Annotated in this window: 35 protein-coding genes; 6 read left to right on the forward strand and 29 right to left on the reverse strand. The window is 65.7% G+C overall.

The genetic code is table 11. From position 1 onward, the window contains the following. Nucleotides 1–56 precede the first annotated feature (56 nt). The 27 genes from rplO to ACFSGX_RS16730 form a co-directional block, all read right to left on the reverse strand. Nucleotides 57–611, reverse strand: coding sequence for a 50S ribosomal protein L15 (gene rplO, locus ACFSGX_RS16600; RefSeq protein ID WP_380931427.1), 555 nt, complete (start codon nt 609–611; stop codon nt 57–59). Between the two features lie 114 nt (nt 612–725). Further along, a complete protein-coding gene (locus tag ACFSGX_RS16605; protein WP_380931428.1) occupies nt 726–1,715 on the reverse strand; it encodes a Na/Pi cotransporter family protein in 990 nt (329 codons plus the stop codon). Nucleotides 1,716–1,952: 237 nt separating this feature from the next. Further along, on the reverse strand, nt 1,953–2,129 hold the full coding sequence (gene rpmD / locus ACFSGX_RS16610; RefSeq protein WP_380931429.1) for a 50S ribosomal protein L30: 177 nt from the start codon (nt 2,127–2,129) through the stop codon (nt 1,953–1,955). A gap of 5 nt (nt 2,130–2,134) precedes the next feature. Further along, nucleotides 2,135–2,923 (reverse strand): 30S ribosomal protein S5, encoded by a 789-nt coding sequence (rpsE, locus tag ACFSGX_RS16615; RefSeq protein ID WP_380931430.1) that lies wholly within the window; start codon nt 2,921–2,923, stop codon nt 2,135–2,137. After that, nucleotides 2,924–3,277 (reverse strand): 50S ribosomal protein L18, encoded by a 354-nt coding sequence (gene rplR, locus ACFSGX_RS16620; RefSeq protein ID WP_157175978.1) that lies wholly within the window; start codon nt 3,275–3,277, stop codon nt 2,924–2,926. Beyond that, nucleotides 3,277–3,810: a 50S ribosomal protein L6 gene (rplF, locus tag ACFSGX_RS16625; protein WP_380931431.1), complete on the reverse strand. Its 534-nt coding sequence runs from the start codon at nt 3,808–3,810 to the stop codon at nt 3,277–3,279. Before rplF ends, rplR begins: the two co-directional genes overlap by 1 nt. Next, entirely contained in the window at nt 3,810–4,205 is a 396-nt protein-coding gene (rpsH, locus tag ACFSGX_RS16630; RefSeq protein WP_076072649.1) for a 30S ribosomal protein S8, read from the reverse strand. Before rpsH ends, rplF begins: the two co-directional genes overlap by 1 nt. 9 nt (nt 4,206–4,214) lie before the next feature. Next, entirely contained in the window at nt 4,215–4,520 is a 306-nt protein-coding gene (gene rpsN, locus ACFSGX_RS16635) for a 30S ribosomal protein S14 (RefSeq protein ID WP_076072650.1), read from the reverse strand. A gap of 34 nt (nt 4,521–4,554) precedes the next feature. Continuing rightward, on the reverse strand, nt 4,555–5,154 hold the full coding sequence (gene rplE, locus ACFSGX_RS16640) for a 50S ribosomal protein L5 (RefSeq protein ID WP_380931432.1): 600 nt from the start codon (nt 5,152–5,154) through the stop codon (nt 4,555–4,557). Beyond that, complete coding sequence (gene rplX, locus ACFSGX_RS16645; protein ID WP_076072652.1) at nt 5,147–5,467, reverse strand: 50S ribosomal protein L24; 321 nt, start codon at nt 5,465–5,467, stop codon at nt 5,147–5,149. The genes rplE and rplX overlap by 8 nt, the downstream gene beginning before the upstream one ends. Then, the gene (gene rplN / locus ACFSGX_RS16650) at nt 5,467–5,835 is read right to left on the reverse strand and encodes a 50S ribosomal protein L14 (protein ID WP_076072653.1); all 369 of its coding nucleotides are present in this window, start codon (nt 5,833–5,835) and stop codon (nt 5,467–5,469) included. The genes rplX and rplN overlap by 1 nt, the downstream gene beginning before the upstream one ends. Before the next feature lie 14 nt (nt 5,836–5,849). Further along, nucleotides 5,850–6,113 (reverse strand): 30S ribosomal protein S17, encoded by a 264-nt coding sequence (gene rpsQ / locus ACFSGX_RS16655; RefSeq protein ID WP_157175980.1) that lies wholly within the window; start codon nt 6,111–6,113, stop codon nt 5,850–5,852. A gap of 12 nt (nt 6,114–6,125) precedes the next feature. Next, on the reverse strand, nt 6,126–6,329 hold the full coding sequence (rpmC, locus tag ACFSGX_RS16660; protein ID WP_157175981.1) for a 50S ribosomal protein L29: 204 nt from the start codon (nt 6,327–6,329) through the stop codon (nt 6,126–6,128). Nucleotide 6,330: 1 nt separating this feature from the next. Continuing rightward, complete coding sequence (rplP, locus tag ACFSGX_RS16665; protein WP_076072657.1) at nt 6,331–6,762, reverse strand: 50S ribosomal protein L16; 432 nt, start codon at nt 6,760–6,762, stop codon at nt 6,331–6,333. Between the two features lie 102 nt (nt 6,763–6,864). Further along, complete coding sequence (rpsC, locus tag ACFSGX_RS16670; RefSeq protein WP_076072659.1) at nt 6,865–7,560, reverse strand: 30S ribosomal protein S3; 696 nt, start codon at nt 7,558–7,560, stop codon at nt 6,865–6,867. After that, nucleotides 7,560–7,937 (reverse strand): 50S ribosomal protein L22, encoded by a 378-nt coding sequence (gene rplV, locus ACFSGX_RS16675; protein WP_076072661.1) that lies wholly within the window; start codon nt 7,935–7,937, stop codon nt 7,560–7,562. Before rplV ends, rpsC begins: the two co-directional genes overlap by 1 nt. Then, on the reverse strand, nt 7,937–8,212 hold the full coding sequence (gene rpsS / locus ACFSGX_RS16680; protein WP_076072662.1) for a 30S ribosomal protein S19: 276 nt from the start codon (nt 8,210–8,212) through the stop codon (nt 7,937–7,939). Before rpsS ends, rplV begins: the two co-directional genes overlap by 1 nt. A gap of 2 nt (nt 8,213–8,214) precedes the next feature. Then, on the reverse strand, nt 8,215–9,051 hold the full coding sequence (gene rplB, locus ACFSGX_RS16685; protein ID WP_076072664.1) for a 50S ribosomal protein L2: 837 nt from the start codon (nt 9,049–9,051) through the stop codon (nt 8,215–8,217). Between the two features lie 7 nt (nt 9,052–9,058). Next, entirely contained in the window at nt 9,059–9,373 is a 315-nt protein-coding gene (locus ACFSGX_RS16690; RefSeq protein WP_157175982.1) for a 50S ribosomal protein L23, read from the reverse strand. Next, nucleotides 9,366–9,989 carry a 50S ribosomal protein L4 gene (gene rplD / locus ACFSGX_RS16695; protein WP_380931433.1) on the reverse strand — a complete coding sequence of 208 codons (624 nt, stop codon included), beginning with the start codon at nt 9,987–9,989 and terminating at the stop codon, nt 9,366–9,368. Before rplD ends, ACFSGX_RS16690 begins: the two co-directional genes overlap by 8 nt. Before the next feature lie 2 nt (nt 9,990–9,991). Then, nucleotides 9,992–10,744: a 50S ribosomal protein L3 gene (rplC, locus tag ACFSGX_RS16700; RefSeq protein ID WP_380931434.1), complete on the reverse strand. Its 753-nt coding sequence runs from the start codon at nt 10,742–10,744 to the stop codon at nt 9,992–9,994. 268 nt (nt 10,745–11,012) lie between these two features. Further along, nucleotides 11,013–11,321 (reverse strand): 30S ribosomal protein S10, encoded by a 309-nt coding sequence (gene rpsJ, locus ACFSGX_RS16705; protein WP_076072670.1) that lies wholly within the window; start codon nt 11,319–11,321, stop codon nt 11,013–11,015. A gap of 129 nt (nt 11,322–11,450) precedes the next feature. Continuing rightward, nucleotides 11,451–12,641 (reverse strand): elongation factor Tu, encoded by a 1,191-nt coding sequence (gene tuf, locus ACFSGX_RS16710; RefSeq protein WP_076072672.1) that lies wholly within the window; start codon nt 12,639–12,641, stop codon nt 11,451–11,453. A gap of 101 nt (nt 12,642–12,742) precedes the next feature. Beyond that, nucleotides 12,743–14,818, reverse strand: coding sequence for an elongation factor G (gene fusA / locus ACFSGX_RS16715; RefSeq protein ID WP_380931435.1), 2,076 nt, complete (start codon nt 14,816–14,818; stop codon nt 12,743–12,745). A gap of 167 nt (nt 14,819–14,985) precedes the next feature. Continuing rightward, nucleotides 14,986–15,456, reverse strand: a complete 471-nt coding sequence (rpsG, locus tag ACFSGX_RS16720) for a 30S ribosomal protein S7 (RefSeq protein ID WP_157175986.1) — start codon at nt 15,454–15,456, stop codon at nt 14,986–14,988. A 76-nt stretch (nt 15,457–15,532) separates the two neighbouring features. Then, on the reverse strand, nt 15,533–15,904 hold the full coding sequence (rpsL, locus tag ACFSGX_RS16725) for a 30S ribosomal protein S12 (RefSeq protein WP_076072968.1): 372 nt from the start codon (nt 15,902–15,904) through the stop codon (nt 15,533–15,535). A gap of 236 nt (nt 15,905–16,140) precedes the next feature. After that, nucleotides 16,141–17,061 (reverse strand): cation diffusion facilitator family transporter, encoded by a 921-nt coding sequence (locus tag ACFSGX_RS16730; RefSeq protein WP_380931436.1) that lies wholly within the window; start codon nt 17,059–17,061, stop codon nt 16,141–16,143. A 92-nt stretch (nt 17,062–17,153) separates the two neighbouring features. Here ACFSGX_RS16730 and ACFSGX_RS16735 point away from each other — a divergent pair, with 92 nt between their 5' ends. After that, on the forward strand, nt 17,154–17,996 hold the full coding sequence (locus ACFSGX_RS16735; RefSeq protein WP_380931437.1) for an alpha/beta hydrolase: 843 nt from the start codon (nt 17,154–17,156) through the stop codon (nt 17,994–17,996). A 16-nt stretch (nt 17,997–18,012) separates the two neighbouring features. Here the strand turns inward: ACFSGX_RS16735 and ACFSGX_RS16740 are convergent, their stop codons facing one another. Both ACFSGX_RS16740 and lpdA read right to left on the reverse strand, forming a co-directional pair. After that, a complete protein-coding gene (locus ACFSGX_RS16740) occupies nt 18,013–18,690 on the reverse strand; it encodes a phosphatase PAP2 family protein (protein ID WP_380931438.1) in 678 nt (225 codons plus the stop codon). Nucleotide 18,691: 1 nt separating this feature from the next. Next, on the reverse strand, nt 18,692–20,089 hold the full coding sequence (gene lpdA / locus ACFSGX_RS16745; protein WP_380931439.1) for a dihydrolipoyl dehydrogenase: 1,398 nt from the start codon (nt 20,087–20,089) through the stop codon (nt 18,692–18,694). A 117-nt stretch (nt 20,090–20,206) separates the two neighbouring features. Here lpdA and ACFSGX_RS16750 point away from each other — a divergent pair, with 117 nt between their 5' ends. From ACFSGX_RS16750 to ACFSGX_RS16770, 5 genes are all read left to right on the forward strand, one after another. Next, nucleotides 20,207–21,232 carry a phytanoyl-CoA dioxygenase family protein gene (locus ACFSGX_RS16750; protein WP_380931440.1) on the forward strand — a complete coding sequence of 342 codons (1,026 nt, stop codon included), beginning with the start codon at nt 20,207–20,209 and terminating at the stop codon, nt 21,230–21,232. A 145-nt stretch (nt 21,233–21,377) separates the two neighbouring features. Beyond that, the gene (locus ACFSGX_RS16755) at nt 21,378–23,093 is read left to right on the forward strand and encodes a capsular polysaccharide export protein, LipB/KpsS family (protein WP_380931441.1); all 1,716 of its coding nucleotides are present in this window, start codon (nt 21,378–21,380) and stop codon (nt 23,091–23,093) included. Nucleotides 23,094–23,097: 4 nt separating this feature from the next. Further along, complete coding sequence (locus ACFSGX_RS16760; protein ID WP_157175993.1) at nt 23,098–24,351, forward strand: capsule biosynthesis protein; 1,254 nt, start codon at nt 23,098–23,100, stop codon at nt 24,349–24,351. A gap of 24 nt (nt 24,352–24,375) precedes the next feature. After that, on the forward strand, nt 24,376–25,581 hold the full coding sequence (locus ACFSGX_RS16765; protein ID WP_380931442.1) for a glycosyltransferase family 4 protein: 1,206 nt from the start codon (nt 24,376–24,378) through the stop codon (nt 25,579–25,581). After that, nucleotides 25,578–26,381 carry an ABC transporter permease gene (locus ACFSGX_RS16770; RefSeq protein WP_380931443.1) on the forward strand — a complete coding sequence of 268 codons (804 nt, stop codon included), beginning with the start codon at nt 25,578–25,580 and terminating at the stop codon, nt 26,379–26,381. The genes ACFSGX_RS16765 and ACFSGX_RS16770 overlap by 4 nt, the downstream gene beginning before the upstream one ends. Nucleotides 26,382–26,401 lie beyond the last annotated feature (20 nt).

Genomic DNA, 26,401 nt, shown 5'->3' on the forward strand with positions numbered 1-26,401 from the left:
CCCGCCGGGTCCGAACGCGCCATTTCAGTGCATTCGAACCGCGGGACAGAACGGAATCAGCCCTTAGCGGCTGCCTTCTTCTCGGCCTTGTCAGCGGCGCGGACGGTCTGGACCGTGCGATGCTTGGCCTTGGCCTTCTCGGCTGCCGGCTGGACGTAGATCACCTCGACGCTGCCGCCGGCGGCTTCGATGGCTTCCTTGGCGCCCTTGGACACGCCGGCCACGCGGAAGCTGAGCTTCGACGAGAACTCGCCCTTGCCGAGCAGGCGCACGCCGTCCTTGCCGCCGCGCGCGATGCCGGCTGCCTGCAGTGCTGCGTGATCGATCACGCCGTCAGATGCCAGCGTGCCAGCCTCGACCAGCTTCTGGATCGTGCCCAGGTTGGCCTCGGCATAGTCCTTGGCGAAGATGTTGTTGAAGCCACGCTTCGGGATCCGCATGTGCAGCGCCATCTGGCCGCCTTCGAAGCCCTTGATCGAGACGCCCGAACGGCTCTTCTGGCCCTTCTGACCGCGGCCGGCCGTCTTACCCAGGCCCGAACCGATACCACGGCCGACCCGGACGCGGCTCTTGCGCGCGCCGTCATTGTCACGGATTTCATTGAGTTTCATGGGGTAGCACTCGCTTTCGCTATATTCGCGCGGGATGGGAAGCGGTGGCGCATAGCGACACCGGACCCGTTTGTCACCCCCATGCAACGTTGCAGCAGTTTAGCCGCACGCCGCTCAGGCCGGTTGCTCGACCTCCGCGTCGGCCTTCCCTGCCCGCTCCGGCACAATCCGGTCGAGCAGTCGCGCGGCGGCCCCGACGAACGGCAGCACGGCGAGCGCCCCCACGACGTTGAAAAGGACATGCGCGTTCGCGATCTGCTGCCCCGTGTCGGATGCCGTCACCGATCCGAACCATGCCAGGCCATCGATCAGCATCACGCCGACCGCCACGGACAGGATGTTGAACAACAGGTGGAAGATCCCCGCCTTCACCGCCGACCGCGACCGGCCGACCGTGGCGAGCAGCGTATCGGCACAGGTCCCGATCTCGGCCCCCAGCATGATCGCCAGCCCGGCCGGTAGCGTGATCAGCCCGCCACCCGTCAGCGTGATGACGATTCCCATCATCGCCGAAGAGGACTGGATCGCGATCGTGGCGAACGCGCCCGCCAGGACACCGAGCCACGGGTTCTCGAGCTGCTTGAGTGCGTCGAGGATCGCCTGGCTCTCGCGCAGTGGCTCGGCCGCGGTGCCGATGATGTTCAGTCCGAACAGGACGAGGCCAAGCCCGAGCGGAATACGACTGTAGCGCGTCGCGGTGTCCGACTTGCCGATCATCTTCCACAGCAGCGCCGCCGCGATCAGCACCGGCGCGAACTTGTCGACGTCCCAGGCGAACAACTGGCTCGAAAAGGTCGTGCCGGTATTGCTGCCCAGGATCACCGGCAACGCAGACCCGAATGGGATCAGCCCGGCGTCGACGATCGTGATGACCAGGATGATGACCACCGACGACGAGTCGAGCGCCACGGTTGCGACCGTACCGACGCCCAGAGCCGAAAAGCGGTTCGACACCGATCGTTCGAGCAGCGACTGGAACCGCCCGCCGCTCGCCTCCTTCAGCGCCGTCGCGAGGATGTCGACGCCGTACAGGAACAGTGCGAGACCACCAAGACAGCCCATGGCGAAAGTCAGCCAGTCGATCCCGGCGCGACCGCCCGCCATAGGTGCAGCGATCCCGGAGGTTGCGCAGAGGACCGCAACCGCGGTTGCGATTGGCACGGTCGAGGCCGCCCGCCACGTCAGAGTTCCGCTGCGGCCCATGCCTTCACAGTGGCCCTGCCGCATGACGGAACGAAGACTCAGGCGGCCGATGCCCGAACCCGCTCGGCCCAAAAGAGGAAGGCCGCCCCACCCTTTCGGATGGAGCGGCCTTTCGGTCCTCGCAAGAGATCGAAGGGTTCAGCCCTCGACCTTCACCATGTGCGCGACCTTGCGGATCATGCCGCGGATCGAAGGTGTGTCCTCCAACTCGCTGGTCTTGTGCATCTTGTTCAGGCCGAGCCCGACCAGCGTGGCACGCTGGCTGGGTTCGCGGCGGATGGGGGATCCGGTCTGGGTGACCTTGATGGTTGCCATGTCGCTTACTCCGCGATCGCAGCCGCGTCGGCTTCGGCAACCTCGGCGGAAGCACCGCCACGACCCAGCAGGTCGGCGATCTTCTTGCCGCGGCGTTGAGCCACCGACTTCGGACTGGTCTGTTCCGTCAACGCTTCGAACGTTGCGCGGATCATGTTGTAGGGATTGCTCGTGCCGGTCGACTTGGTCACCACGTCGGCGACGCCCAGGCTTTCGAAGATGGCGCGCATCGGGCCACCCGCGATGATGCCGGTGCCCGGAGGTGCCGAGCGAAGGTACACGAGGCCCGCACCGAAATGACCGCGGCCATCATGGTGAAGCGTGCGACCTTCGCGCAGCGGAACGCGGACCATTGCCTTCTTGGCAGCGGCGGTCGCCTTCGTGATCGCTTCCGGCACTTCGCGTGCCTTGCCGTGACCGAAGCCAACCCGACCCTTGCCGTCGCCGACCACGACCAGCGCAGCGAAGCCGAAGCGCTTACCGCCCTTGACCGTCTTCGACACGCGGTTGATGTGGACGAGCTTCTCGATCAGCTCCTCGCCGCCATCGTCGCTCCCGCCACGCTGGCCGTCGCGACGACCGCGATTGTTGCCGTCACGGCCGCCACGCTGGCCACCGGGACCGCTGCGATTGCCACCGGGGCCACCACGGCCGGCACCACCACCGGGACCGCCGCGACCGCCGCCGGGACCGCCACGACCGGGGCCGCCCGGACCACGATTGTCGCCGCGGGGCTGCTCGGTCGGTGCCGGCGTGCCCTCGGGGGCCGCCTGGTTCTGGATTTCGTCAGCCATTTAGAACTCCAATCCGCCTTCGCGGGCCGCATCGGCGAGCGCCTTGACGCGCCCGTGGAACAGGAAGCCACCGCGATCGAACACGACGCGGGTCACGCCCGCCGCCGAAGCCCGCTCGGCTACGCGCTTGCCGACGTTCGCGGCTGCTTCCGCAGTCGCGCCGGTCGTGCCGCGCACGTCCTTGTCCAGCGAGGAGGCGGACGCCACGGTCCGGCCCTGCGCATCGTCGATCACCTGAGCGTAGATGTGACGCCCCGAACGGTGGATCGAGAGACGGGGACGGGCCCCGCCCTTGGCACGCAGTGCCGTGCGAACGCGCTGGCGCCGCTTTGCAAAGAGAGACAGCTTGGCCATTACTTCTTCTTCCCTTCCTTGCGGAAGATGAACTCGCCGGCATACTTGATGCCCTTGCCCTTGTAGGGCTCGGGCTTGCGCCAGCGGCGGATCTCGGCCGCGACCTGTCCGACCTTCTGCTTGTCGTTACCGGTGATGTTGATCGTCGTCTGGTCCGGCGTCGCGATCGTGATCCCCTCGGGAATCTCGTAGTTCACGTCGTGGCTGTAGCCGAGCTGCAGCTTCAGGGTTTTGCCCTGAAGATTGGCACGGTAGCCGACGCCCGTGATCAGCAGCTTCTTGGTGAAGCCGTCGGTCACGCCGGTGACGAGGTTCTGGACCATCGTGCGCTGCATGCCCCAGAAGGACCGCGCCCGCTTCGTCTCGTTCGCCGGCATGACCTGCACGCCGCCGTCCTCGACCGAATAGGTCACTTCATCCTGCAACGGCATGGTGAGCGTGCCCTTGGGACCCTTCACCGAAAGCAGCTTGCCCTCAATCTTAGCTTCGACGCCCGCAGGCATCGGAACCGGCTTTTTACCGATGCGGCTCATCAGAAGACCTCCGCGAGGACTTCGCCGCCGACATTCTGGTCGCGCGCTTCCGCGTCGGACAGAACACCCTTTGGCGTCGAAACGATGGTGATGCCCAGGCCGTTGCGGATCCGGGGAAGCTCCTGGCTCCCCGAATAGACGCGGCGGCCGGGCTTGGAGACGCGGGCGACATGCTGGATCGCCGGCTGGCCCTCGAAATACTTCAGCTCGATACGCAGGCCGTCATGGCCGGCGACCGGTTCGCTGGAATAGCCGCGGATATAGCCTTCGCGCTGAAGGACATCGAGCACACGGGCACGCAGCTTGGATGCGGGGGAAACCACGCTATCCTTGCGCGCGCGCTGGCCGTTGCGGATGCGGGTGAGCAGGTCGCCCACGGGATCGGTCAAAGACATAGGGGGTCCTTACCAGCTCGACTTCGTAACACCCGGAATCATGCCCTTGTTGGCAAGATCACGCAGGGTGATGCGAGAGAGACGGAACTTGCGATAATAGGCACGCGGGCGGCCGGTCATCTCGCAGCGATTGCGCACCCGGGTGGGGTTCGCATTGCGCGGGATTTCGGCCATCCGCAGCCGTGCGATGAGCCGCTCGGACTCATCATTGCCTTCGTCGTTTGCGATCGCCTTCAGTGCGGCATACTTGCCGGCATACTGCTTCACGAGCTTCTTGCGACGCTCGTTCTTGTTGATCGAACTCAGTTTCGCCATGACTTAAGTTCTCTTTCCTACGGTCGGCACGCTCTTAAGCGGCCTTCTTCTCTTCAACCGGCGCGACCGGCTGCGGGAACGGGAAACCGAACAGACGGAGCAACTCGCGCGCCTCGTCATCGGTGTTGGCGGTGGTCGCGATGATCACGTCCATGCCGCGGACCTGGTCGACCTCGTCGTAGCTGATCTCCGGGAAGATAAGCTGTTCCTTCAGGCCGGTGGCATAGTTGCCACGACCGTCGAACGACTTGTCGGACAGGCCACGGAAATCGCGGACGCGCGGGAGCGCGATCGTGACAAACCGGTCGAGGAACTCGTACATCCGCTCGCGGCGCAGGGTGACCTTGCAACCGATCGGCATGTGCTCGCGCAGCTTGAACTGGGCGATCGACTTCTTGGCTTTGGTGACGACGGCCTTCTGGCCGGCAATCTTGGTCATTTCGACCGCGGCCTTCTCGACCTTCTTCTTGTCCTGCGTGGCTTCGCCGACGCCCATGTTGAGCACGATCTTGCTCAACCGGGGAACCTGCATCGCGTTGGTGTAACCGAACTTTTCGGTCATCGCCTTGACGATGCGGGCTTCGTAGTCCGCCTTGAGGCGCGGCGTATAACGCTCGCTATTGGCTTCAGCCACCGATCTTCTCCCCGGACTTCACGGCCACGCGGACCTTCTTGCCGTCGTGCATCTCGAACCGGACGCGCGTGGGCTTGCCCGTCTTGGGATCCTCCAGCGCAACCTTCGACACGTGCAGCGGCGCTTCGAACCGATCGAGACCGCCCTCGGGCTGCCCCTGCGTCGGCTTGCGATGACGCGTGGCGATGTTGACGCCGGCGACGATCACCTTCGAATCCTTGGGCATCGCCTTGGTGATCTCACCATGCTTGCCCTTGTCCTTGCCGGACAGGATGACGACCTTGTCGCCCTTCTTGACCTTCATTCCGCTCATCACAGCACCTCGGGGGCGAGCGAGATGATCTTCATGTGGTTCTTCGCACGCAACTCGCGGACCACCGGGCCGAAGATACGGGTGCCGATCGGCTCCTCGTTCTTGTTGACCAGGACCGCGGCGTTGCCGTCGAAGCGGATCGTGGAACCGTCGGGACGATGAATGTCCTTTGCGGTCCGCACGATCACCGCACGGTGAACGTCGCCCTTCTTAACCTTGCCGCGGGGTGCGGCTTCCTTGATCGATACGACGATGATGTCGCCGACCGTCGCGAAACGACGCTTCGAGCCACCCAGCACCTTGATGCACTGGACGCGCTTGGCACCGCTGTTATCCGCAACGTCGAGATTGGACTGCATCTGGATCATGTGTCAGTCCTCCTTCAGGCGGCTGCGACGGGCGTGGCATGGACATCGACACGGTCGAGCACCTTCCACGTCTTCAGTTTGGAAATCGGTGCGCACTCTTCGATCCGAACCGTCTCGCCTTCGCGGAACGTGTTCGTCTCGTCATGCGCATGATACTTCTTCGAACGACGCATGATCTTGCCGTACACAGGGTGCTTCACCTTGCGTTCGACCGAGACCACGATCGTCTTGTCGGTCTTATCGGAGACCACCGTTCCGGTCAGCACGCGCTTCGGCATGGCTGGCGCTCCTTACTTGGCAGCCGAGCGGTTACGCTCGGTCTGGAGGGTCTTGATCTGCGCGATCGTCCGGCGGACCACACGAACCCGGCTGGGCTTTTCCAGCTGGTTGGTGGCAGCCTGGAAGCGCAGGTTGAACTGTTCCCGCTTCAGCTCGGTGAGCTGCGTCGACAGCTGGTCGTCCGTAGCGGACTTCATGTCTTCAATCTTCGCCATGTCACTCGGCCTCGTGGACGGACTCGCCCAGACGGGCAACGACCTTGGTCTTGATGGGCAGCTTCTCCATCGCACGCTCGAAAGCGACGCGGGCGATCGGACCGGGGACACCGTCAAGCTCGAACAGGATGCGACCCGGCTTCACGCGGGCGGCCCAGAATTCAGGCGAACCCTTGCCCGAGCCCATGCGGACTTCGGCAGGCTTCGACGAGACCGGCACGTCCGGGAAGATGCGGATCCACAAACGCCCCTGGCGCTTGATGTGGCGCGTGATCGCGCGGCGGGCTGCCTCGATCTGGCGTGCGGTGATCCGGTCGGGCTCCATGGCCTTGAGGCCGAAGGCACCGAAGTTGAGCGACGTTCCACCCTTGGCGTCGCCATGGATCCGGCCCTTGAAGGCCTTGCGGAATTTCGTGCGCTTTGGTTGCAGCATGTCTTGTACCTTCTGACACCGTAACGACGGTCGATCAGGCCAACTGGATGAGGGGAGGCGCGGCCCTACGCGATTATCGCGCGGGGCGCCACCCCCTCATGTTCAGCGTGCCGGACGAACCCCCGAGGTCTGTGCTTCCATCATGAGGCGGTCCTGCGCGAGCGGATCATGACCAAGGATCTCACCCTTGAAGATCCAGACCTTCACACCGCACACGCCATAGGCGGTGTGGGCTTCGGCCTCGGCATAATCGACGTTCGCGCGCAGCGTGTGCAACGGCACCCGGCCCTCGCGGTACCATTCGGTCCGCGCGATTTCCGCGCCGCCCAGACGGCCAGCGCAGGTGATCCGGATCCCCTCGGCGCCGAGACGCAGCGCGGACTGGACCGCACGCTTCATGGCACGACGGAACGCAATGCGGCGCTCGAGCTGATCGGCGACGCCCTGCGCCACGAGCTTCGAGTCGATCTCGGGCTTGCGGATCTCGACGATGTTCAGCGACACGTCGCTGGTGGTCATCTTGCCGAGCGTCCGGCGCAGCTTTTCGATGTCCGCACCCTTCTTGCCGATGATCACCCCGGGGCGCGCCGCATAGATGGAGATGCGCGCGAGCTTGGCGGGACGCTCGATCACGACCTTGGAAATCGCGGCCTGCGGCAGCGAGGTCATGATGTGCTTGCGGATCTTCAGATCCTCGAGCAGCAGACGACCATAGTCGGCGCCTTCGGCGTACCAGCGGCTGTCCCAGGTACGGTTGATCTGCAACCGCATCCCGATCGGGTTGGATTTCTGACCCATTATTCGGCCTCCTGCTCGCGCACGACGATCCGGACGCGCGAGAACGGCTTGATGATCTGGGTCGAACGACCGCGGGCGCGCGTGGCGAACCGCTTCATGACCAGGCCCTTGCCGACCGATGCTTCCTTCACGACGAGGGCGTCCACGTCGAGATTGTGATTGTTTTCCGCGTTGGCGATCGCGGACGCGAGGCACTTGCGCACATCGACGGCCATCGCCTTGGTGGAGAACTGGAGGATGTTGAGCGCGTCGCTGGCCTTGCGGTTGCGGATGAGTGCCGCCACGAGGTTAAGCTTCTGCGGCGAACCGCGAACGGAGGTGGCGACCGCAAGGGCCTCCTTTTCGCCGACGCGGCGCGGGCTAACGGACTTCGACATCAGCGCTTGCCCTTCTTGTCCGCGGCATGACCGGGGAAGTAGCGCGTGGGCGCAAACTCACCGAGCTTCATGCCGACCATGTCCTCGTTCACCGAAACCGGCACGAACTTGCGGCCGTTGTAGACGCTGAAAGTCAGCCCCACGAACTGCGGCAGGATCGTCGAACGACGCGACCACGTCTTGATGGCACCACGGGTGCCGCCGTCTGACGCCGCCTCGGCCTTCCGCAGAAGGTGGAGATCGACGAACGGACCTTTCCATACGGAGCGGGCCATGATTACCTCTTCTTCTTCGCGTGACGCGAACGGATGATCATCTTGTCCGTGGACTTGTTCGACCGGGTGCGTGCACCCTTGGTCGGCTTGCCCCACGGGGTGACCGGGTGACGACCGCCCGATGTCCGGCCTTCACCACCGCCATGCGGATGGTCGACCGGGTTCTTGGCGACGCCGCGGGTCAGCGGACGCTTGCCCAGCCAGCGGTTGCGGCCGGCCTTTGCAAGGTTGGTGTTGCCGTTGTCCGGGTTGGACACGGCACCGACAGTGGCCATGCAGTCGGACCGGATATAGCGCTGCTCGCCCGAGTTGAGGCGAACCATCACCATGCCCTTGTCGCGACCGACAACCTGCACATAGGTGCCGGCGGCGCGAGCGATCTGGCCACCCTTGCCCGGCTTCATCTCCACATTGTGGACGATGGTGCCGACCGGAGCCTGGCCGATTTCCATGGCGTTGCCCGGCTTCACGTCGGTACGCTTGGCGGCGACGATGACGTCACCCGGTGCCAGGCGCTGCGGCGCGATCACATAGGACTGTTCGCCGTCCTCGTAGTTGACGAGGGCGATGAACGCCGAGCGGTTCGGATCATATTCCAGGCGCTCGACGGTCGCGGGCTGGTCCCACTTCCGACGCTTGAAATCGATATGGCGATAGGACTGCTTGTGACCGCCCGCGATGCCGCGTGCCGTCGCATGGCCCTGATTGTTACGCCCACCGGACTTGCTCTTGCCTTCGGTCAGCGCCTTGACGGGCTTCCCCTTCCAGAGCGACGACTTGTCGACGAGGATCAGGCCGCGGCGGGCCGGGCTCGTCGGGTTATAATGCTTGAGTGCCATATCGCCCTCAGATCCCGGTGGTGACGTCGATGGTCTGGCCGGCGGCCAGCGTCACGATCGCCTTCTTCATGTCGGAACGGGTATAGTCCTTACCCTTCCACTTCTTGGTCTTGCCCTTGACCAGCATCGTGTTGACGCCCGTCACGGTGACCGAGAACAGTGCTTCGACGGCAGCCTTGATTTCAGGCTTCGTCGCACTGGTCGCGACCTTGAACACGACCGCGTTATGCTCGGAGAGCAGGGTCGTCTTCTCGGTGATGTGCGGCGCGAGGACGACGTCGTAGTGACGATCCTCGACCGACTTGGCGGCTTGCTTAGCCATTGAACCGCGCCTCCAGCTTTTCGACGGCCGCGCGGGTCAGGACCAGCGTGTCGTGCTTCAGAATGTCGTAAACATTGGCGCCCATGGCGGGCATCACGTTGATCGACCGCAGGTTGCCGCTCGCCATTGCGAAGCTCTGCTCCACCATGTCGCCGTCGATCACGAGCGTGGTCCGGCCGAAACCGAGTTCCGACAGCGATGCCGCCAGCGTCTTGGTCTTGGCGTTCTCCAGGGACAGCGTGTCCATGACGATCAGCTTGCCGTCCTTCGCCTTCGACGAAAGCGCCATGCGCAGGCCGAGCGAACGAACCTTCTTGTTCAGCGACGGATTGAAGTCGCGGACCCGCGGGCCGTGCGCCTTACCACCACCGATGAAGATCGGAGCGCGACGATCGCCGTGACGAGCTGTACCGCCGCCCTTCTGGCGACCGAACTTCTTGCCGGTGCGGGCAACGTCGGAACGCTCGCGCGCGCCACGTGCCGTGCCCCGGCGCTTTTCCAGCTGCCACGTCACGACGCGGTGCAGGATGTCGGCGCGCGGATCGAGCCCGAAGACGTCGTCGGCGAGATCGATGTCCCCGCCGGCTTCGCCGAGCGATGAGATCTGAACCTTCATGATCAGCCCTCCTGGCCATCAGTGGTGGTCGCAGGTGCTTCGGCCGGAGCCTCGGTCTGCTGAATGTTCGTGGTCGAGGCCTTGGCCTTCACCGAACCCGGCGTGGGCGAGTCGGCATGCGCCGAAACCTTGACCGCGTCCTTGACCAGCAGCCAGCCGCCCTTCGAGCCGGGCACGGAGCCCTTCACGAAGATCAGGCCACGCTCGACGTCCGTCTGGACGATCTCGAGGTTCTGCTGGGTCCGGCGCTTGTCACCCATGTGACCGGCCATCTTCTTGTTCTTGAAGACCTTACCCGGATCCTGGCGCTGACCGGTCGAACCGAGCGAACGGTGGGAGACGGACACACCGTGGGTTGCGCGCAGACCACCGAAGTTCCAGCGCTTCATGCCGCCGGCAAAGCCCTTGCCCTGCGTACGGCCGGCGATGTCGACCAGCTGGCCAACGGCGAAATGGTCGGCGGAGATTTCCGCGCCCACTTCGAGGAGGCTGTCCGCGTCGACGCGGAATTCGGCGACATACGCCTTGGGCTCGACTTCAGCCTTGCCGTAATGGCCACGCTGCGGCTTTGCCACATTCTTCGCCTTCGCGGTGCCCGCGCCCATCTGGACTGCGGTGTAGCCGTCGCGGTCGGCTTCGCGGTGCGAGATGACCTGCGCGCCTTCCAGGCTCAGCACGGTCACGGGCACATGCCGGCCGTCGTCCTGGAACAGGCGGGTCATGCCCATCTTCTTCGCGATCACGCCACTGCGCATGATCTTGTCCTTCCCTTCAGAGGCTCCCGACTGCGCGGGAGCGTGATTACGAAAAAAGCCCCGCGCTGCTGCACGGAGCCCACCCTGGTCGTACCGATTATGCCCCCGTCCGGGCTGCTGTCCTGATCCGCCGGCAAACCGGTATCACAGAAGACGGGGACTCGGTCACCGGCAAGCCGGTCGGTATCCCTGCTCTTCCACCACGATCGACGAATCGATCATGAAAAAGCGACAGCGGGGTGAATCACCCCGCTGCGATGCGCATGCCTTAGGCGAGTTTGATCTCGACATCAACACCTGCGGCAAGATCGAGCTTCATCAGTGCGTCGACCGTCTGCGGGGTCGGCTGCACGATGTCGAGGAGACGCTTGTAGGTCCGGACCTCGAACTGCTCGCGCGACTTCTTGTCGACGTGCGGGCCACGGTTGACCGTGAACTTGTCGATGTGCGTCGGAAGCGGGATCGGACCCCGGATGAGTGCGCCGGTGCGACGGGCGGTGTCGGCGATTTCGCCGGTCGCCTGATCGAGCACGCGGTGATCGAACGCCTTGAGGCGAATGCGGATATTGGTGTCCATGTCCCTACCGATGCGAAAGAGCCTGCCCACGTGCCACGTTCCTGCCGGAACGGACGGGGCTTCCATTAAACGCGAACCGGCCGACTCCCCTATGCGGGGGAGCCGGCCGGCTCGTTGAGGCAGTCTATATTACTTCGTGATCGAAGCGACAACCCCTGCACCGACGGTGCGGCCACCTTCACGGATCGAGAAGCGCAGGCCCTCTTCCATGGCGATCGGTGCGATCAGCTTGACGCTGAGCTGCACGTTGTCGCCCGGCATCACCATCTCGGTGCCCTCGGGGAGCACGACTTCACCGGTGACGTCCGTGGTGCGGAAGTAGAACTGCGGGCGGTAGTTGGCGAAGAACGGCGTGTGACGGCCACCCTCTTCCTTCGACAGCACGTAGACTTCCGAGGTGAACTCGGTGTGCGGCTTGATCGAGCCGGGCTTGCAGAGCACCTGGCCGCGCTCGACCTCTTCACGACCAACGCCACGAACCAGCGCGCCGATGTTGTCGCCGGCCTGACCGGAGTCGAGCAGCTTGCGGAACATCTCAACGCCCGTGACCGTGGTCTTGCGGGTGTCCTTGATGCCGACGATCTCGACTTCCTCGCCGACCTTGACGATGCCGGTCTCGACGCGGCCGGTGACGACCGTACCGCGACCCGAGATCGAGAAAACGTCCTCGATCGGCATCAGGAACGGACGGTCCAGCGGACGCTCCGGCTGCGGGATGAACGTGTCGACGGCTTCCATCAGCTTGAGGACGGCCGAGCGGCCGATCTCTTCGTTGGTGCCGTTGAGCGCGCAGACGGCCGAACCCGGGATGACGGGGATGTTGTCGCCGTCGAAGTCGTAGGACGACAGCAGCTCGCGGATTTCCAGCTCGACGAGCTCGAGGATCTCGGCGTCGTCAACCAGATCGACCTTGTTCATGAACACGACGAGCTGCGGCACGCCGACCTGGCGTGCGAGCAGGATGTGCTCGCGGGTCTGCGGCATCGGGCCGTCGGTTGCGGAGACGACGAGAATGCCGCCGTCCATCTGCGCCGCACCGGTGATCATGTTCTTCACATAATCGGCGTGGCCCGGGCAATCGACGTGCGCGTAGTGACGAGCCTGCGTCTCATACTCGACGTGGGCGGTCGAGATGGTGATGCCGCGCTCGCGCTCTTCCGGCGCCTTGTCGATATTGTCGTAGCTGGTGAAGGTGGCGCCGCCGGTCTCGGCCAGCACCTTGGTGATCGCTGCGGTCAGCGAGGTCTTACCGTGGTCGACGTGACCGATGGTGCCGATATTGCAGTGCGGCTTGGTCCGCTCGAACTTAGCTTTCGCCATGATGTCCTACCTTCTTACGTTTGATGTCGGGCGCTTGCCCTTGGCTCATTTCCGGGGCGCGCCCACCCGCCGTGGACGCGCCCTTAGCGATGTTTTTCGGCTTAAGCCAGCTTAGCCTTCAGCTCTTCGGCGACGTTCGAGGGAACTTCGTCATAATGCGAGAACTGCATGCTGTACTGTGCCCGGCCCTGCGTGAACGAGCGGAGCTGGTTCACATAACCGAACATGTTCGCCAGCGGCACCATCGCCTCGACGACCTGAGCGTTGCCCCGGCTGTCGGTGCCCTGGATCTGACCGCGGCGGCTGTTCATGTCGCCGATGACGTCGCCCAGATAATCCTCCGGAGTGACGACCTCGACCTTCATGATCGGCTCGAGCAGCTTGATGCCCGACTTGACGGCCGCTTCGCGCATGCCGGCCCGGCCCGTGATTTCGAACGCCAGCGCGCTGGAGTCGACGTCATGGTAGGCACCGTCATACAGCGTCGCGGTGAAATCGATGATCGGGAAACCGATCAGCGATCCGGTCGCCGCGATCTCGCGGATACCCTTCTCGACCGAGGGGATATATTCCTTCGGGACGTTGCCGCCCTTCACCTCGTCTTTGAAGATCACGCCCTGGCCGCGCTCGCCCGGCTCCACCGTGAACTTGATGCGGCCGAACTGGCCGGAGCCGCCCGACTGCTTCTTGTGGGTGTAGTCGACGTCAACCTTCTTCGCGAGCGACTCGCGATAGGCCACCTGCGGCGCACCGATGTTCGCCTCGACCTTAAACTCGCGCTTCATGCGATCGACCAGGATCTCGAGGTGGAGCTCGCCCATCCCCTTGATGATGGTCTGGCCGCTCTCGTTGTCCGAAGACACGCGGAACGACGGATCTTCGCGCGCCAGGCGATTGAGCGCGACGCCCATCTTCTCCTGGTCGGCCTTGGTCTTCGGCTCCACCGAAAGCTCGATCACGGGCTCGGGGAATTCCATCCGCTCCAGGATGATCGGCGCGCTCAGCGAACACAGCGTCTCGCCCGTCGTGGTGTCCTTGAGGCCCGCCAGTGCGACGATGTCGCCGGCATAGGCCACCTGGATGTCCTCGCGGTCGTTGGCATGCATCAGCAGCATGCGGCCAACCTTTTCCTTCTTGTCCTTGACCGAGTTCATCACGACCGTGGCCGTGTCGAGCTTGCCCGAATAGATGCGGGCGAAAGTCAGGGTGCCGACGAACGGATCGTTCATGATCTTGAACGCCAGCGCGGCGAAGGGGGCATCATCGGCCGGCGGACGCGTCTCGACCGTGACGCCGTCGAGCTTCAGGCCTTCGACCGGGGGAATGTCGAGCGGGCTCGGCAGATAGTCGACCACGCCGTCGAGCAGGGGCTGGACGCCCTTGTTCTTGAAGGCGGAACCGCACAGGACCGGCACGAACGAGAAGTTCAGCGTGCCCTTGCGGATCAGCGCCTTCAGCTGCGCGGTGGTCGGCTCGGTGCCTTCCAGATACGCGGTCATGAGCTCGTCGTCCTGCTCGACCGCCATCTCGATCAGCTCGGAACGAGCGGTGGCAGCGGCATCGACCAGGTCGGCCGGGATGTCCTGATATTCGAACTTCGCGCCCAGCGACTCTTCGAGCCAGATGATCGCACGGTTCTCGACCAGATCGACCAGCCCCTTGAAGCCGCCCTCGATGCCGATCGGCAAGTAGAGCACGGCCGGACGCGCACCGAGGCGGTCCTTGATCATGTCGACGCAACGCTCGAACGACGCACCGGTACGGTCCAGCTTGTTGATGAAGCACATGCGCGGAACCTTGTACTTCTCCGCCTGGCGCCACACCGTCTCGGACTGCGGCTCCACACCGGCAACGCCGTCGAAGCACGCGACCGCGCCATCGAGCACGCGCAGCGAACGCTCGACTTCGATCGTGAAGTCGACGTGCCCGGGGGTGTCGATGATGTTGATGCGGTGGTCGTTCCAGAAGCAGGTCGTGGCAGCCGACGTGATCGTGATCCCGCGCTCCTGCTCCTGCTCCATCCAATCCATCGTCGCGGTGCCTTCATGCACTTCGCCGATCTTGTAGGACTTGCCGGTATAATACAGGATGCGTTCGGTCGTCGTCGTCTTGCCGGCGTCGATGTGCGCCATGATGCCGATGTTGCGATACTTGTCGAGCGGATGGCTGCGGGCCATGATGGTATCTCCGATGTCGGGGTTCGGAGCCCGAGGCCCCTCGCACAGACGATATAAGTAGGAACCGTGACGCTTTCGAGTCCCGGCCGCCGTTGCCGGCGGGCCGGGGCGCGTGGGTCAGGAGCATGTCGCCGCGATGGACGACACCCCCCTGCCCGGCCGCTCTTTTACCAGCGGTAGTGCGAGAAGGCGCGGTTCGCTTCCGCCATGCGGTGCGTGTCTTCGCGCTTCTTCACCGCGTTGCCGCGGTTGTTGGCGGCATCGAGCAGTTCGCCCGACAGGCGGCCCGACATCGTGTTCTCGCTGCGCGCGCGCGCGGCCGAGATCAGCCAGCGGATCGCCAGAGCCTGCGACCGTTCCGGCGGCACTTCGACGGGCACCTGGTAGGTGGCACCACCGACGCGACGCGAACGGACTTCGATGCCCGGTGCGATGTTGACCAGCGCATCGTGGAACACGGCGAGCGGCTCGCGCTTGGCGCGGGTCTCGACGGTTTCGAGCGCCGAATAGACGATGCCCTCTGCGGTCGACTTCTTGCCGTCATACATGACGGAATTCATGAACTTCGAGAGGATCACGTCACCGAACTTGGGATCGGGGAGGATGATGCGCTTCTCGGGACGACGACGACGTGCCATCAATTTTTCCTTTTAACTTCAGCCTGGGAGATCGAACATGCGCCCCGGCGGTGTGCCGGGGCATAAGGCGATCGGCTTACTTCGGACGCTTGGCGCCGTACTTGGAGCGGGACTGCTTGCGGTTCTTCACACCCTGTGTGTCGAGCACGCCGCGCAGGACATGGTAGCGCACGCCGGGAAGATCGCGCACACGCCCGCCGCGGATCAGCACGACGCTGTGCTCCTGCAGGTTGTGGCCTTCGCCCGGGATGTAGCTGATGACTTCGCGGCTGTTGGTCAGGCGGACCTTCGCAACCTTGCGCAGCGCCGAGTTCGGCTTCTTCGGAGTCGTCGTATAGACACGGGTGCAGACACCGCGCTTCTGCGGGTTCTTTTCCATTGCCGGGACCTTCGACTTCTCCTTCTGGAGAACGCGTCCGTGGCGCACGAGCTGGTTGATCGTTGGCATGAAGCCCTTCACCTTTTAAAGTTACTTTACCGTGCCTGTTCGTGCGGGAATGCACGAAGGCCCCGGCGGTCATCACGACCGTTCCGAAGCCCTACACACATCGGCAATGTTCAAGCTGATCCGGATAAACCGAGCACGAAACCGCACCCGACCCGGTTCGGATCGCCGCGCGCTATACCGCGCGGGGCCGGACGGGTCAACGGGCGGGAACCTTTTGGCGCCCGCCCTGCTCGCGGTCAGGACGACACCGGCTTGATGTAGATCGCCGCCAGCACCGACCAGTCGTGGCGCAGGTCCGTCTCCACCTCCGCGATCAGCGCCTCGACGCGCCCGACCGGGACCGCATCGACGAAATCGACGTCCATGCCGAGGAATACGATCTCCGGCGCCAGGTGGACCGTCGTCACCTTCACCACGCGCACGACCTCCGAACGGCCGTCGACCGACGCGCGCACCGCCGCGGTCAGCGCGGGGTCGGCCCGCTCGCCGATCAGCAGGTCCTTCGATTCGCGCGCCAGCACCACCGCGACGATCCCCAGCACCACGCCGATCAGGATCGAGGCCACCCCGTCCCAGCGCGCGTCGCCGGTCGCATGGCTGATCGCGACGCCGAGCCCGGCGAGCAGCAGGCCCACGATCGCGGCGCTGTCCTCGAACAACACGATGAAGGTTGTCGGGTCCTTCGACCGCCGCACCGCCTGCCACCAGGTCAGATCGCCCTTCGCCGCGACGAACTCGCGCCGCGCGACGAACCAGCTGCTCCCTTCCAGCGCCAGCGACACCGCGAGCACGACATAGTTGATCGTCGGATCGCGCATCTCCTCCGGCGCGGACAGATGCACGACACCTTCGTAGATCGAAAAGCCCGCGCCCACCGCGAAGATCAGGATCGCGACGACGAACGACCAGAAATACAGCTCGCGCCCGTAACCCAGCGGATGCAGGTCGTCCGCCGGCTGTTCGGACCGTTTGCGGCCGTAGAGCAGCAGAACCTGATTCGCCGAGTCGACGACCGAGTGGAACCCCTCGGTCAGCATCGCCGACGACCCGGTGATCCCGGCCGCGACGAACTTGGCGACCGCGATACCGAGATTGGCGGCAAGTGCGGCGTACAGCACGAGCTTGCCGCCGCCTTTGCCCTCCTGCGATGCGCTCATGCCCTCGATCGTCCTTCCATCATTCCGGATGGTCGAGCGGCGGACAGCGCATCAGGGTGGACGTTCGAACGTCCCGCCCTATCTGCGATACCATGCGCGCCGCCCTCCTCGCCCTGCTGCTCGGATCGGCGTGCCTCGGCGGCTGTTCCGATCTGATCCGCGACAAGATCTATCTCGCCCCCGACACCCCCGTAACCATCGGCAACTTCACAAGGTCCGCACCGCAGGAGGTGCGCGTCGCCCTGCCCGGCACCGGATCGCTGCAGGGTTTCTACTGGCCGGGCGAGCGGACCGATCCCGACATCGTCGTGTTCTTCCACGGCCGGCGCGCAAGCCAGGGCGTCGGCGCGAAATATGCCGAATATCTGGTCGGCCACGGCGATTCGGTGCTGGTCGCCTCCTATCCCGGTTTCGCCGGCAATCCGGGCCGGCCGAGCGAAACGTCGATGCGCGCGACCGCCCATGCGTTCGCGACCGAAGCCCGCCGCCTGAAGGGACCACGGGCCCGGCTCTGGTTCGTCGGCCACTCGCTGGGCGCCGCCGTCGCGATCGAGGCGGCGGCGGACGAGGGCGCGGCGGGGGTCGTCGCGCTGTCACCCTTTACCCGGCTGTCGGCGGCGGCGCCGTGGGCGACGCGCGCGTTCGTCGTCGATCGGTGGGACAATCTCGCCGCGGTCCGTCGCCTGCGCGTGCCGCTCCTGCTGATCCACGGGCGGGAGGATACGATCGTGCCGGCCGAACAGTCGGCGGCGCTGCTCGATGCGGCCGCCGGACCCGCCGTTCTCGTCGAAATGGCCGATCGCGCGCACAAGCCGCAGATGCACGAACTGGGACCCTTCATCACCGAGGGGATCGCGGCCATGGGATCGGGCGCCTTTGCCGGATGGCCGCAGACGACGACGCCCGGCTGGACCGTGCGGCGGCACGACCCATGACCGTATCCCGTCGCGGCTAGAGCGTCCGCACCGCCGGCCCGACCGGACGGGGCCTGGCGAACGCCGTGCAGAGCAGCATCCAGCCCGTCCCCACGCACCAGCCGGCGATGACGTCGCTTGGCCAGTGGACGCCGAGCACGACTCGCGACACGCCAACGAGCAGCACGAAGACGATCGCGATCGGCCACACCAGCCTCGCCCGCATGCCGTGCCGGACGAGCAGCCAGCCGATGCACAGGAACACCGCCGACGCATTCGAGGCATGACCGCTCGGAAAGCTGAGCGACGTTTCGACCGCAAGATGGTTCAGGATGTCCGGCCGCGCGCGCCCCACGATCTGTTTCAGCCAGGCATTGCCAACCAGCACGCCGATCGTGGTGGCGGCCAGCACGGCCGCCCCGGTCCAGTCGCGGCGCCACGCCAGCACGACGCCGACCGCGACCGCGACGGGCAACCGGACCGCCGCCGACCCTGCGACGGTCGCGAACAGCAGCACCGCCACCGGCCACCCCGCCGCCCGCGCCGGCCCTGCCAGGCCCAGCAGCACTGCGGCATCGAACTGACGCAGGCCGCCCGCCTCCACCGCGAAACCGATCGCGGCGGCGACGAGCCACAGCGCCAGTACCAGAAGCAGTCGCACCGGCAGCGTCACCGCCCGCGACCCCGGCGAACGGGGCAGCGCGTGCGCGTCCACCCTAGAAATGGATCGCCCGACCGTAGGCGCCGAGCACGCTCTCGTGCATCATTTCGCTCAGCGTCGGGTGGGCGAACACGGTCTGCATCAGCTCGGTCTCGGTCGTCTCCAGCTGGCGCGCGACGACATAGCCCTGGATCAGCTCGGTCACTTCCGCGCCGATCATGTGCGCGCCGAGCAGCTCGCCGGTCTTCGCGTCGAACACCGTCTTCACGAAACCCTCGGCCTCGCCCAGCGCGATCGCCTTGCCGTTGCCGATGAAGGGGAACTTGCCGACCTTCACCTCGTGGCCGAGCTCCTTCGCCTTGGCTTCGGTAAAGCCCACCGACGCGACCTGCGGCCGGCTGTAGGTGCAGCCCGGGATGTTCGACTTGTCCATCGGATGCACGCCGGCATAGCCCGCGATCGCTTCGGCCGCGATCACGCCCTCGTGGCTCGCCTTGTGCGCCAGCCACGGCGCACCCGTCACGTCGCCGATCGCCCAGATGCCCGCGACGTTCGTGCGGCCGTAAGGGTCGGTTTCGATATTGCCGCCCTTCGCGGTCGTGACACCCAGCGCCTCCAGCCCGATAGTCTCAGTATTGGGCACAATGCCGATCGCGACGATCACGTGGCTGTAGTCGCGGACCTCGTCGGTGCCGTTCACCTTGACGGTCGCCTTGATCCCGTCGGCGGACGACTCGATTTTCGACACGCCCGAGTTCGTCAGGATCGTCATCTTCTGCTTGGTCAGCGCCTTCAGCATGAAGTCGGACACGTCGGCATCCTCGACCGGCAGGATGCGGTCGAGCATCTCCACGATCGTAACATCGACGCCCATGTCGCTGTAGAAGCTGGCGAATTCCACCCCGATCGCGCCCGAACCGATGACGAGCAGCTTGGTCGGCAGCACGGTCGGAGTCATGGCGTGGCGGTAGGTCCAGATCCGCTCCCCGTCGGCCTTGGCAAACGGCAGGTCGCGGGCGCGCGCGCCGGTCGCGACGATGATGTCCTTGGCGACCAGCTCGACCGTCTCGTCGCCGCGCTTCACGGTGAGCTTGCCCGGTGCGGTGATCGTGCCGACGCCCTCGACGACCGCGATCTTGTTCTTCTTCATCAGGCCCTTCACGCCTGCGTTCAGCTGCCCGGCCACCTTGCGGCTGCGCTCGACGACCTTGGCCAGGTCGAACGCGACATTTTCCGCGGACAGGCCGTAGGAGCCGGCATTCTGCATATAGTGGTAGATTTCGGACGTGCGGAGCAGCGCCTTGGTCGGGATGCAGCCCCAGTTGAGGCAGATCCCACCGAGCCGTTCGCGCTCGACGATGGCGACCTTCAGCCCCAGCTGCGCACCGCGGATCGCGGCGACATAGCCACCGGGGCCGGAACCCAGGACGATAAGGTCATATTGGTCGGCCACAAGCTGCTCCTACGGGACGGATACGGGACGGACGGGCCGTCGTTGTAGTGCATCTAACGTCGCGAGGCTGACTTTGGAAGGTTGCGCCCCACGTCGCGCAGGGATAGCGCCGAAACCATGAAAGCCGCCCGCTATTTGCTCGCGCCCTGGTGGGCGATCCAGCTGTTCACCGGCGCGAAGTCGTTCGGCGACAATCCGCTGATCGGATCGCCGGCGTTGAACGCTCGCGGTCTTCACGTCCTGCGCATCCGGGCCGCCGCGGCGATGGCGACGCGGCGCCGCAAGCGGCTGGCGCACCTGCTATCGGCGGAGGACCGCGCGGCGTTCGATCGCGACGGCTTCGTGCTGAAACGCGATTTCCTGCCGCCTGCCCTGTTCGCGCAGCTTCGCGATCAGGCGCTCGGCTTTGCCGGCCCGACGCGCGAGATGGTGCAGGGCGACACGATCACCCGCCGCATCGCGCTCGACCCCGAGGCGCTTGCGGCCATCCCGGCAGCCCGCGCACTGCTCGCCGATCCGGCCTGGCGCGGGCTGCTGCGCTATGTCGGCAGCACGGACGCCGAACCGGTCACCTATATCCAGACGATCCTTGCGCAGGTGAACGACGCGGAACCCGATCCGCAGACCAACCTGCACGCCGACACCTTCCACGCCACCGTGAAGGCGTGGCTCTTCCTGACCGACGTGGCGGAGGACGAGGGACCGTTCGCCTATGTCCCCGGATCGCACCGCGACACGCCCGCGCGGCTGGCGTGGGAAAAGGCGATGAGCCAGCGCGTAACGTCCGGCGGCGACCGGTTGTCGTCGCGCGGCTCGTTCCGGATCAAGGCGGACGAACTGCCCGCGCTCGGCCTGCCGCCGGTCCAGCTGTTCGGCGTGCCGGCGAACACTTTGGTCGTGGCGGACACACACGGCTTCCACGCCCGCGGCCCATCGCTGCGTCCCTCGATCCGCGTCGAGATCTGGGCCTATGGCCGTCGCAATCCGTATCTACCTTGGACCGGGTTCGACCTGCTCGGCCGCCCCGGTCTCGCCGAACGGCGCGTGCCGCTGATGTGGGCCGCGCGCGACCGGCTGAAGCGCGTCATCGGCCAACCCTGGCGCGACGTCGGCCGCAAACGCCCGGCCGATCCCGCCGCCTGACCCGTTGCGGGACGGCGATGCAACCTATCAAGGTTTCATGCGATCCGCTCCGTCATAACCGTACGTAACTCGATCGCAGGCTGCGGCGACCGTAGCTCTCAACACTGGCTCGTCGGAGCCGAAAACGTCAGGAAGCCCGTTTCGCATGTTATCGTCGCTGCCCGTCCTGCGCGCGCCACCCTTTCCGGGGATCCGGCCGCAGGTGGCGAGCGTCAGCGCGATCCGCGTCGACCGCCGTCCGGAGAGCGTCACCGCCGACCGGGCCGACACCGATGCGCTGATCGCTGCGATCCGCACCGCGCGGGTCGGCGGCACCTTCTGGGGGGCGACGCCGCCGGTGCCCGACGGTCCCGCCACCGTGCTGCGCCCGCGGTCGGCCGACGACGCGCAAAAACTGGCGACCGAGGCGCTGGACGCTGGTCCGGCCGACCAGGTCGTGGCACTTCTGCCGAAGGAAAGCTGGGCGCACCGGGCGCAGCGTCGCCTGCGCAAGGACGGGATCGCCAGCATGATCGGCGACGTCGATCCCTGGCCGCTGCTGCGCCCCGACGTGCGGGTCATCGCGCACGGCGACGACGAACTCGTGCTGCTCGCGCAGATCGCCGGCGCGCAGGTCAGCGTGCGGTCACCCGGCCGATTCGCGCCCGCCTCCCCCCGGCGCGCGCCGACGATCGCCGACCGGGTCTTCGCCGACATGGTCGCCGCGACCGTCTACCGCGATCCGATGACCGGTGGCGCGGCGGAGGCGATCGACGCGGTCGCGATGCTGGCCGACTGGCGCCGCGCGATCGATGCCAATCGCGGGATCGCGGTCGCGACCGGGATGGCACGCTGGAAACGCCGCGAGATCGAACGCTTCCTCTGGTCGGGCAGCCACCGGCCGCTGCCCTTCGTCCGGTCGGCCGCCACCGCGGTGCGGATCGCGAAACGCACCGGCGGTGCCATCGCCACCTGGCCGTCGCGCAGCCCGCCCGGCCTGACCGACACCGCCGTGGCCGCCGGTGTGCCGGTCTGCATGGTGGAAGACGGCTTCATCCGCTCCGTCGGGCTCGGCGCCGCCTGCGTGCCGCCGCTGTCCGTCGCGCTCGACATGCAGGGCATCCATTACGACCCGTCGCGCCCGTCGGACCTCGAATCGCTGCTCGCCGACACGCAGTTCGACGACGCGTTGCTCGACCGCGCCTGCGCGCTGATCGACTATGTCGTCGATCACGGCATCGGTAAATATGGCGCAGGTCGCCAGGACGAGGCCGAGGAACGACCGTCCGACCCCCGCCGCCGCGTGCTGGTGACCGGCCAGGTTGAGGACGATCTGTCGGTCCGGCTGGGCGGCGGCGACGTGCGCGGCAATTTCGACCTGCTGGTCCGCGCCCGCGCCGCCGAGCCCGACGCCGAACTCTGGTACCGCCCGCATCCCGATGTCGATGCCGGCCTGCGCCGCGGTGCGGTGCCAGACGACCAGGCGCTGCTGCACGCCGACCGCGTCGTTCGCGGCGGATCGATGGCGACGCTGCTCGATCAGGTCGACGGGGTGCATGTGCTCACCTCGCTCGCCGGGTTCGAGGCGTTGTTGCGCGGCCGCGACGTGACCGTTCACGGACAGCCTTTCTTTGCAGGCTGGGGACTTACGCGCGACCTTGCGCCGCCAATCGTGCGTCGGGAACGACGATTGACTATCGTAGAACTGGTCGCGGGGGTTCTGATACTCTATCCCCGCTATCTTGACCCGCAAACCGGGTTGCCTTGTAGAGCGGAACGGATGACCGAAAGACTGGCCCATCAGAACCGCCCCGCCAGGACGCTGCTGACGCGCGTTCGGGGCATGCAGGGCCGGATCAGCCGACTGTGGCAAAAGGGATGATGGCATGAAGCATATCAAACCGGCGCCACGCAGCTTCCTGTTCCTGCAGGGGCCGCCCGGCCCGTTCTTCGCGCGCTTGGGCGATGCGCTTGCCGCGCTCGGCCACGGCGTCCACCGCATCAACTTCAACGGTGGGGACCGGCGGTCCTGGCCGTCCGGCGCGGCGGATTTCCGCGGGTCGCTCGACGACTGGCCGCGCTTCTTCGAGGATTTCGTCCAGGCCAACGCGGTGACGGACCTGATTCTGTTCGGCGATTGCCGCCCGCTGCACAGCGCGGCGCACGGCATCGCCAAGCTCAACCACCTGCGCATCCACGTGTTCGAGGAAGGCTATATCCGGCCCGACTGGGTCACGCTCGAAGTGGACGGCGTGAACGGCAATTCGACGCTGTCGAAGGATCCCGACTGGTATCTGGAGGCGGCGCGCACGTTGCCGCCGCTGCCGACCTATCCCGGCGTCGCGTCGAGCTTCAAGCGGCGCGCGAGCGAGGCGCTGTCCTACTACACGCAGAGCGTGCTGCAGAGCTGGCGTTTCCGGCAATATCGCTCGCACCGCGAAGGCATGGTGATCGTCGAAGGGCTGGGCTGGCTTAAACGGTTCGGTACCGCGAAGACCGCGCGCGAACGGTCCGCGCAAATGCTCGCCCGGGTCGGCGAGAAGCCCTATTTCGTCTTCCCGCTCCAGCTCAATTCCGATCACCAGATCCGCATCCACTCGCCGTTTGGCAACATGCGCGTCGCGATGGATTATGTGATCGAAAGCTTCGCGCGCGCGGCGCCGGCCGACGTGACCCTGGTCGTCAAACAGCACCCGCTCGACAACGGGCTGATCGCCTGGCGGAAGCTCGCGCTCGCCGCGGCGAAGCGGCTCGGCATTTCGGACCGGCTGCTGTTCCTTGAGGAAGGCGACATCGCGCAACTCGTCGATGGCGCGCGCGGTCTGGTGACGATCAACAGCACGACCGGCACGCTGTCGCTTGGGGTTGGCGTGCCGACGATCGTGCTCGGCCATGCGGTCTACGACGTGCCGGGCATCACCCATCAGGGTTCGCTCGACGGGTTCTGGTGCGAACCGCTGGCGCCCGATCCGGAAATCTGGGACGCGTTCTGCCGCGTCCTGCTCGACCGCTGCCTCATCCGCGGCGGTTTCCTGAGCGAGGAAGGCCTGCAATTGCTGATCAGCGGTTCCGTCGCGCGGCTCACCCGCCGGACGCTGCCGGACGCCGCGGCGGTCGATGCCGCCACGCTGGTCGGATAATCACGGCTTACCCTATTGCCTGACTTGCCCAAGATCATTCTCGACATGTCGCGGCTGTTGTCGCGGGTGCTGCATGTCACCCCGACGGGGGTGGACCGCGTGGAAATGGCCTATGCCCGTGGGCTGATCGAGACCGCGGGCGACCGGCTGGATTTCGCCGCGGTCCACCCGACCGGGATCTACGGCCGGTTGCCGGCGGACGCCGTCCTGCGCTTTCTGGACCGGACGGAGACGCGCTGGGAAACCGAGGGGCGCGTCGGCCCCTGGGCGATGCGGCGGTCCGCGGTCGACGTGCTCAATCTCCTCCGCCCGCGCCCCGTACCGCCGCCCGCCCCGGGCGCGCCTGCGGTCTACGTCCAGTCCTCGCCGCATCACCTGACCAATCCGAAGCTGGTCCAGACGATCCTGCGCCGTGAAAATGCGCGCTTCGTCTGCCTGGTCCATGACCTGATCCCGCTCGAATATCCCGAATATGCGCGCGCCGGCGGCGCGGACCAGCACCGTCAGCGGATCGAGACGATCCTGCGTCACGCACACGGCATCATGTCGAACTCGCATGCGACGCTCGCCTCGCTGCGCCCGTGGATCGCGCGGCTGGGCGTCGATCCGGTCTGCCGCGTGGCGCATCTCGGCACGCATGACGGGCACCGGCCGGTCCGCCGGGCGATCGGGGAGGACGCCCGGCCCTATTTCGTTTCGATGGGGACGATCGAGCCGCGCAAGAATCACCTGCTGCTGCTTAACCTGTGGCGGCAGATGTCGGAGCGCCACGGCGCCGCCGCGATCCCGAAGCTCGTGCTGATCGGCCGACGGGGCTGGGAAAACGAACAGATCGTCGACATGCTCGAACGCTGCCCCGCGCTGGTCGGCTGCGTCGAGGAACATGGCGGCCTGTCGGACCAGGCGGCGCGCGCGCTGCTGGCGAACGCGAACGGGCTGCTGATGCCGTCCTTTGCGGAGGGCTACGGCATGCCGGTGGCCGAGGCGCTCGACCTGGGCGTCGCGGTGGTGTGCAGCAACCTGCCCTCGCTCCGCGAAGCCGGCGGCGGCGTGCCGACCTTCCTCGATCCGCTCGACGGACCGGCGTGGCACCGGGCCATCCTGGCCTATGCGGACCTCCAGAGCCCGGAGGCGGAGGCGCAACGCGAGCGCCTGACGACCTGGCAAAGACCTGGTTGGAAAGATCATATCGCCCGGCTTCACGATCTGATATCGGCGGTTTCGATATGAGCACGACCTTCACCGTACCGCCTCGTCCGTCGCTCTGGGCCGGTCTTGCCGTCCAGATCCGCGTCATCGGCGCGTTGATCCTGCGCGAAATGCACACGCGCTACGGGCGCGACAATATCGGCTATCTGTGGATGATCGCAGAACCGCTGATGCTGGGCAGCGTCATCGCGCTGCTGCACAGCGGTTCGCCGGCGCATGACGGCGTCAGCGCGGTTGCGTTCACGGTCGTCGGCTATTGTATCTTCATCATGTTCCGCGGGATTGTGAACCGGTCGGAGGGGGCGTTCGAAAGCAATGTCCCCCTGCTTTACCACCATCAGGTGACGATGTTCGACGTCACGATCGCACGTGCGATCCTGGAGGGGGCCGGGACGTTCCTGTCGTTCCTGGTGCTGCTGATCATCGTCATCTCGCTCGGCTATGTCGGCTTCCCCGTACGGCCGCTCTACTTGATCATGGCCATCGGATACATGCTTTGGATATCGACGGCGCTCTCGCTCATGATCGTGGCCGGAACCTACGAGAACACGGCGCTTGAGAAGCTTGTTCACCCATTCACCTACTTCACCATTCCTATTTCCGCGTCATTCTACCAGATGGCCTGGCTGCCGAAATATTACCGGGATATTCTCGGATGGATCCCGTTGCCGCACATCTTCGAGATGGCGCGTTACGGCATGTTCCCCGGGATGAACCTGGAATATGTCGATATGACCTATCTGACCGGCTTCTGCATGGTGACGACGCTGCTCGGCCTGCTGCTGATGAACACGTCGCGCGAGCGGATCCATCTGCACTGATCGCAACGGCCCGCCCATGA

Origin of the sequence: Sphingomonas arantia (assembly GCF_042682045.1) — a bacterium.
GTDB classification, from domain to species: domain Bacteria; phylum Pseudomonadota; class Alphaproteobacteria; order Sphingomonadales; family Sphingomonadaceae; genus Sphingomonas_R; species Sphingomonas_R arantia.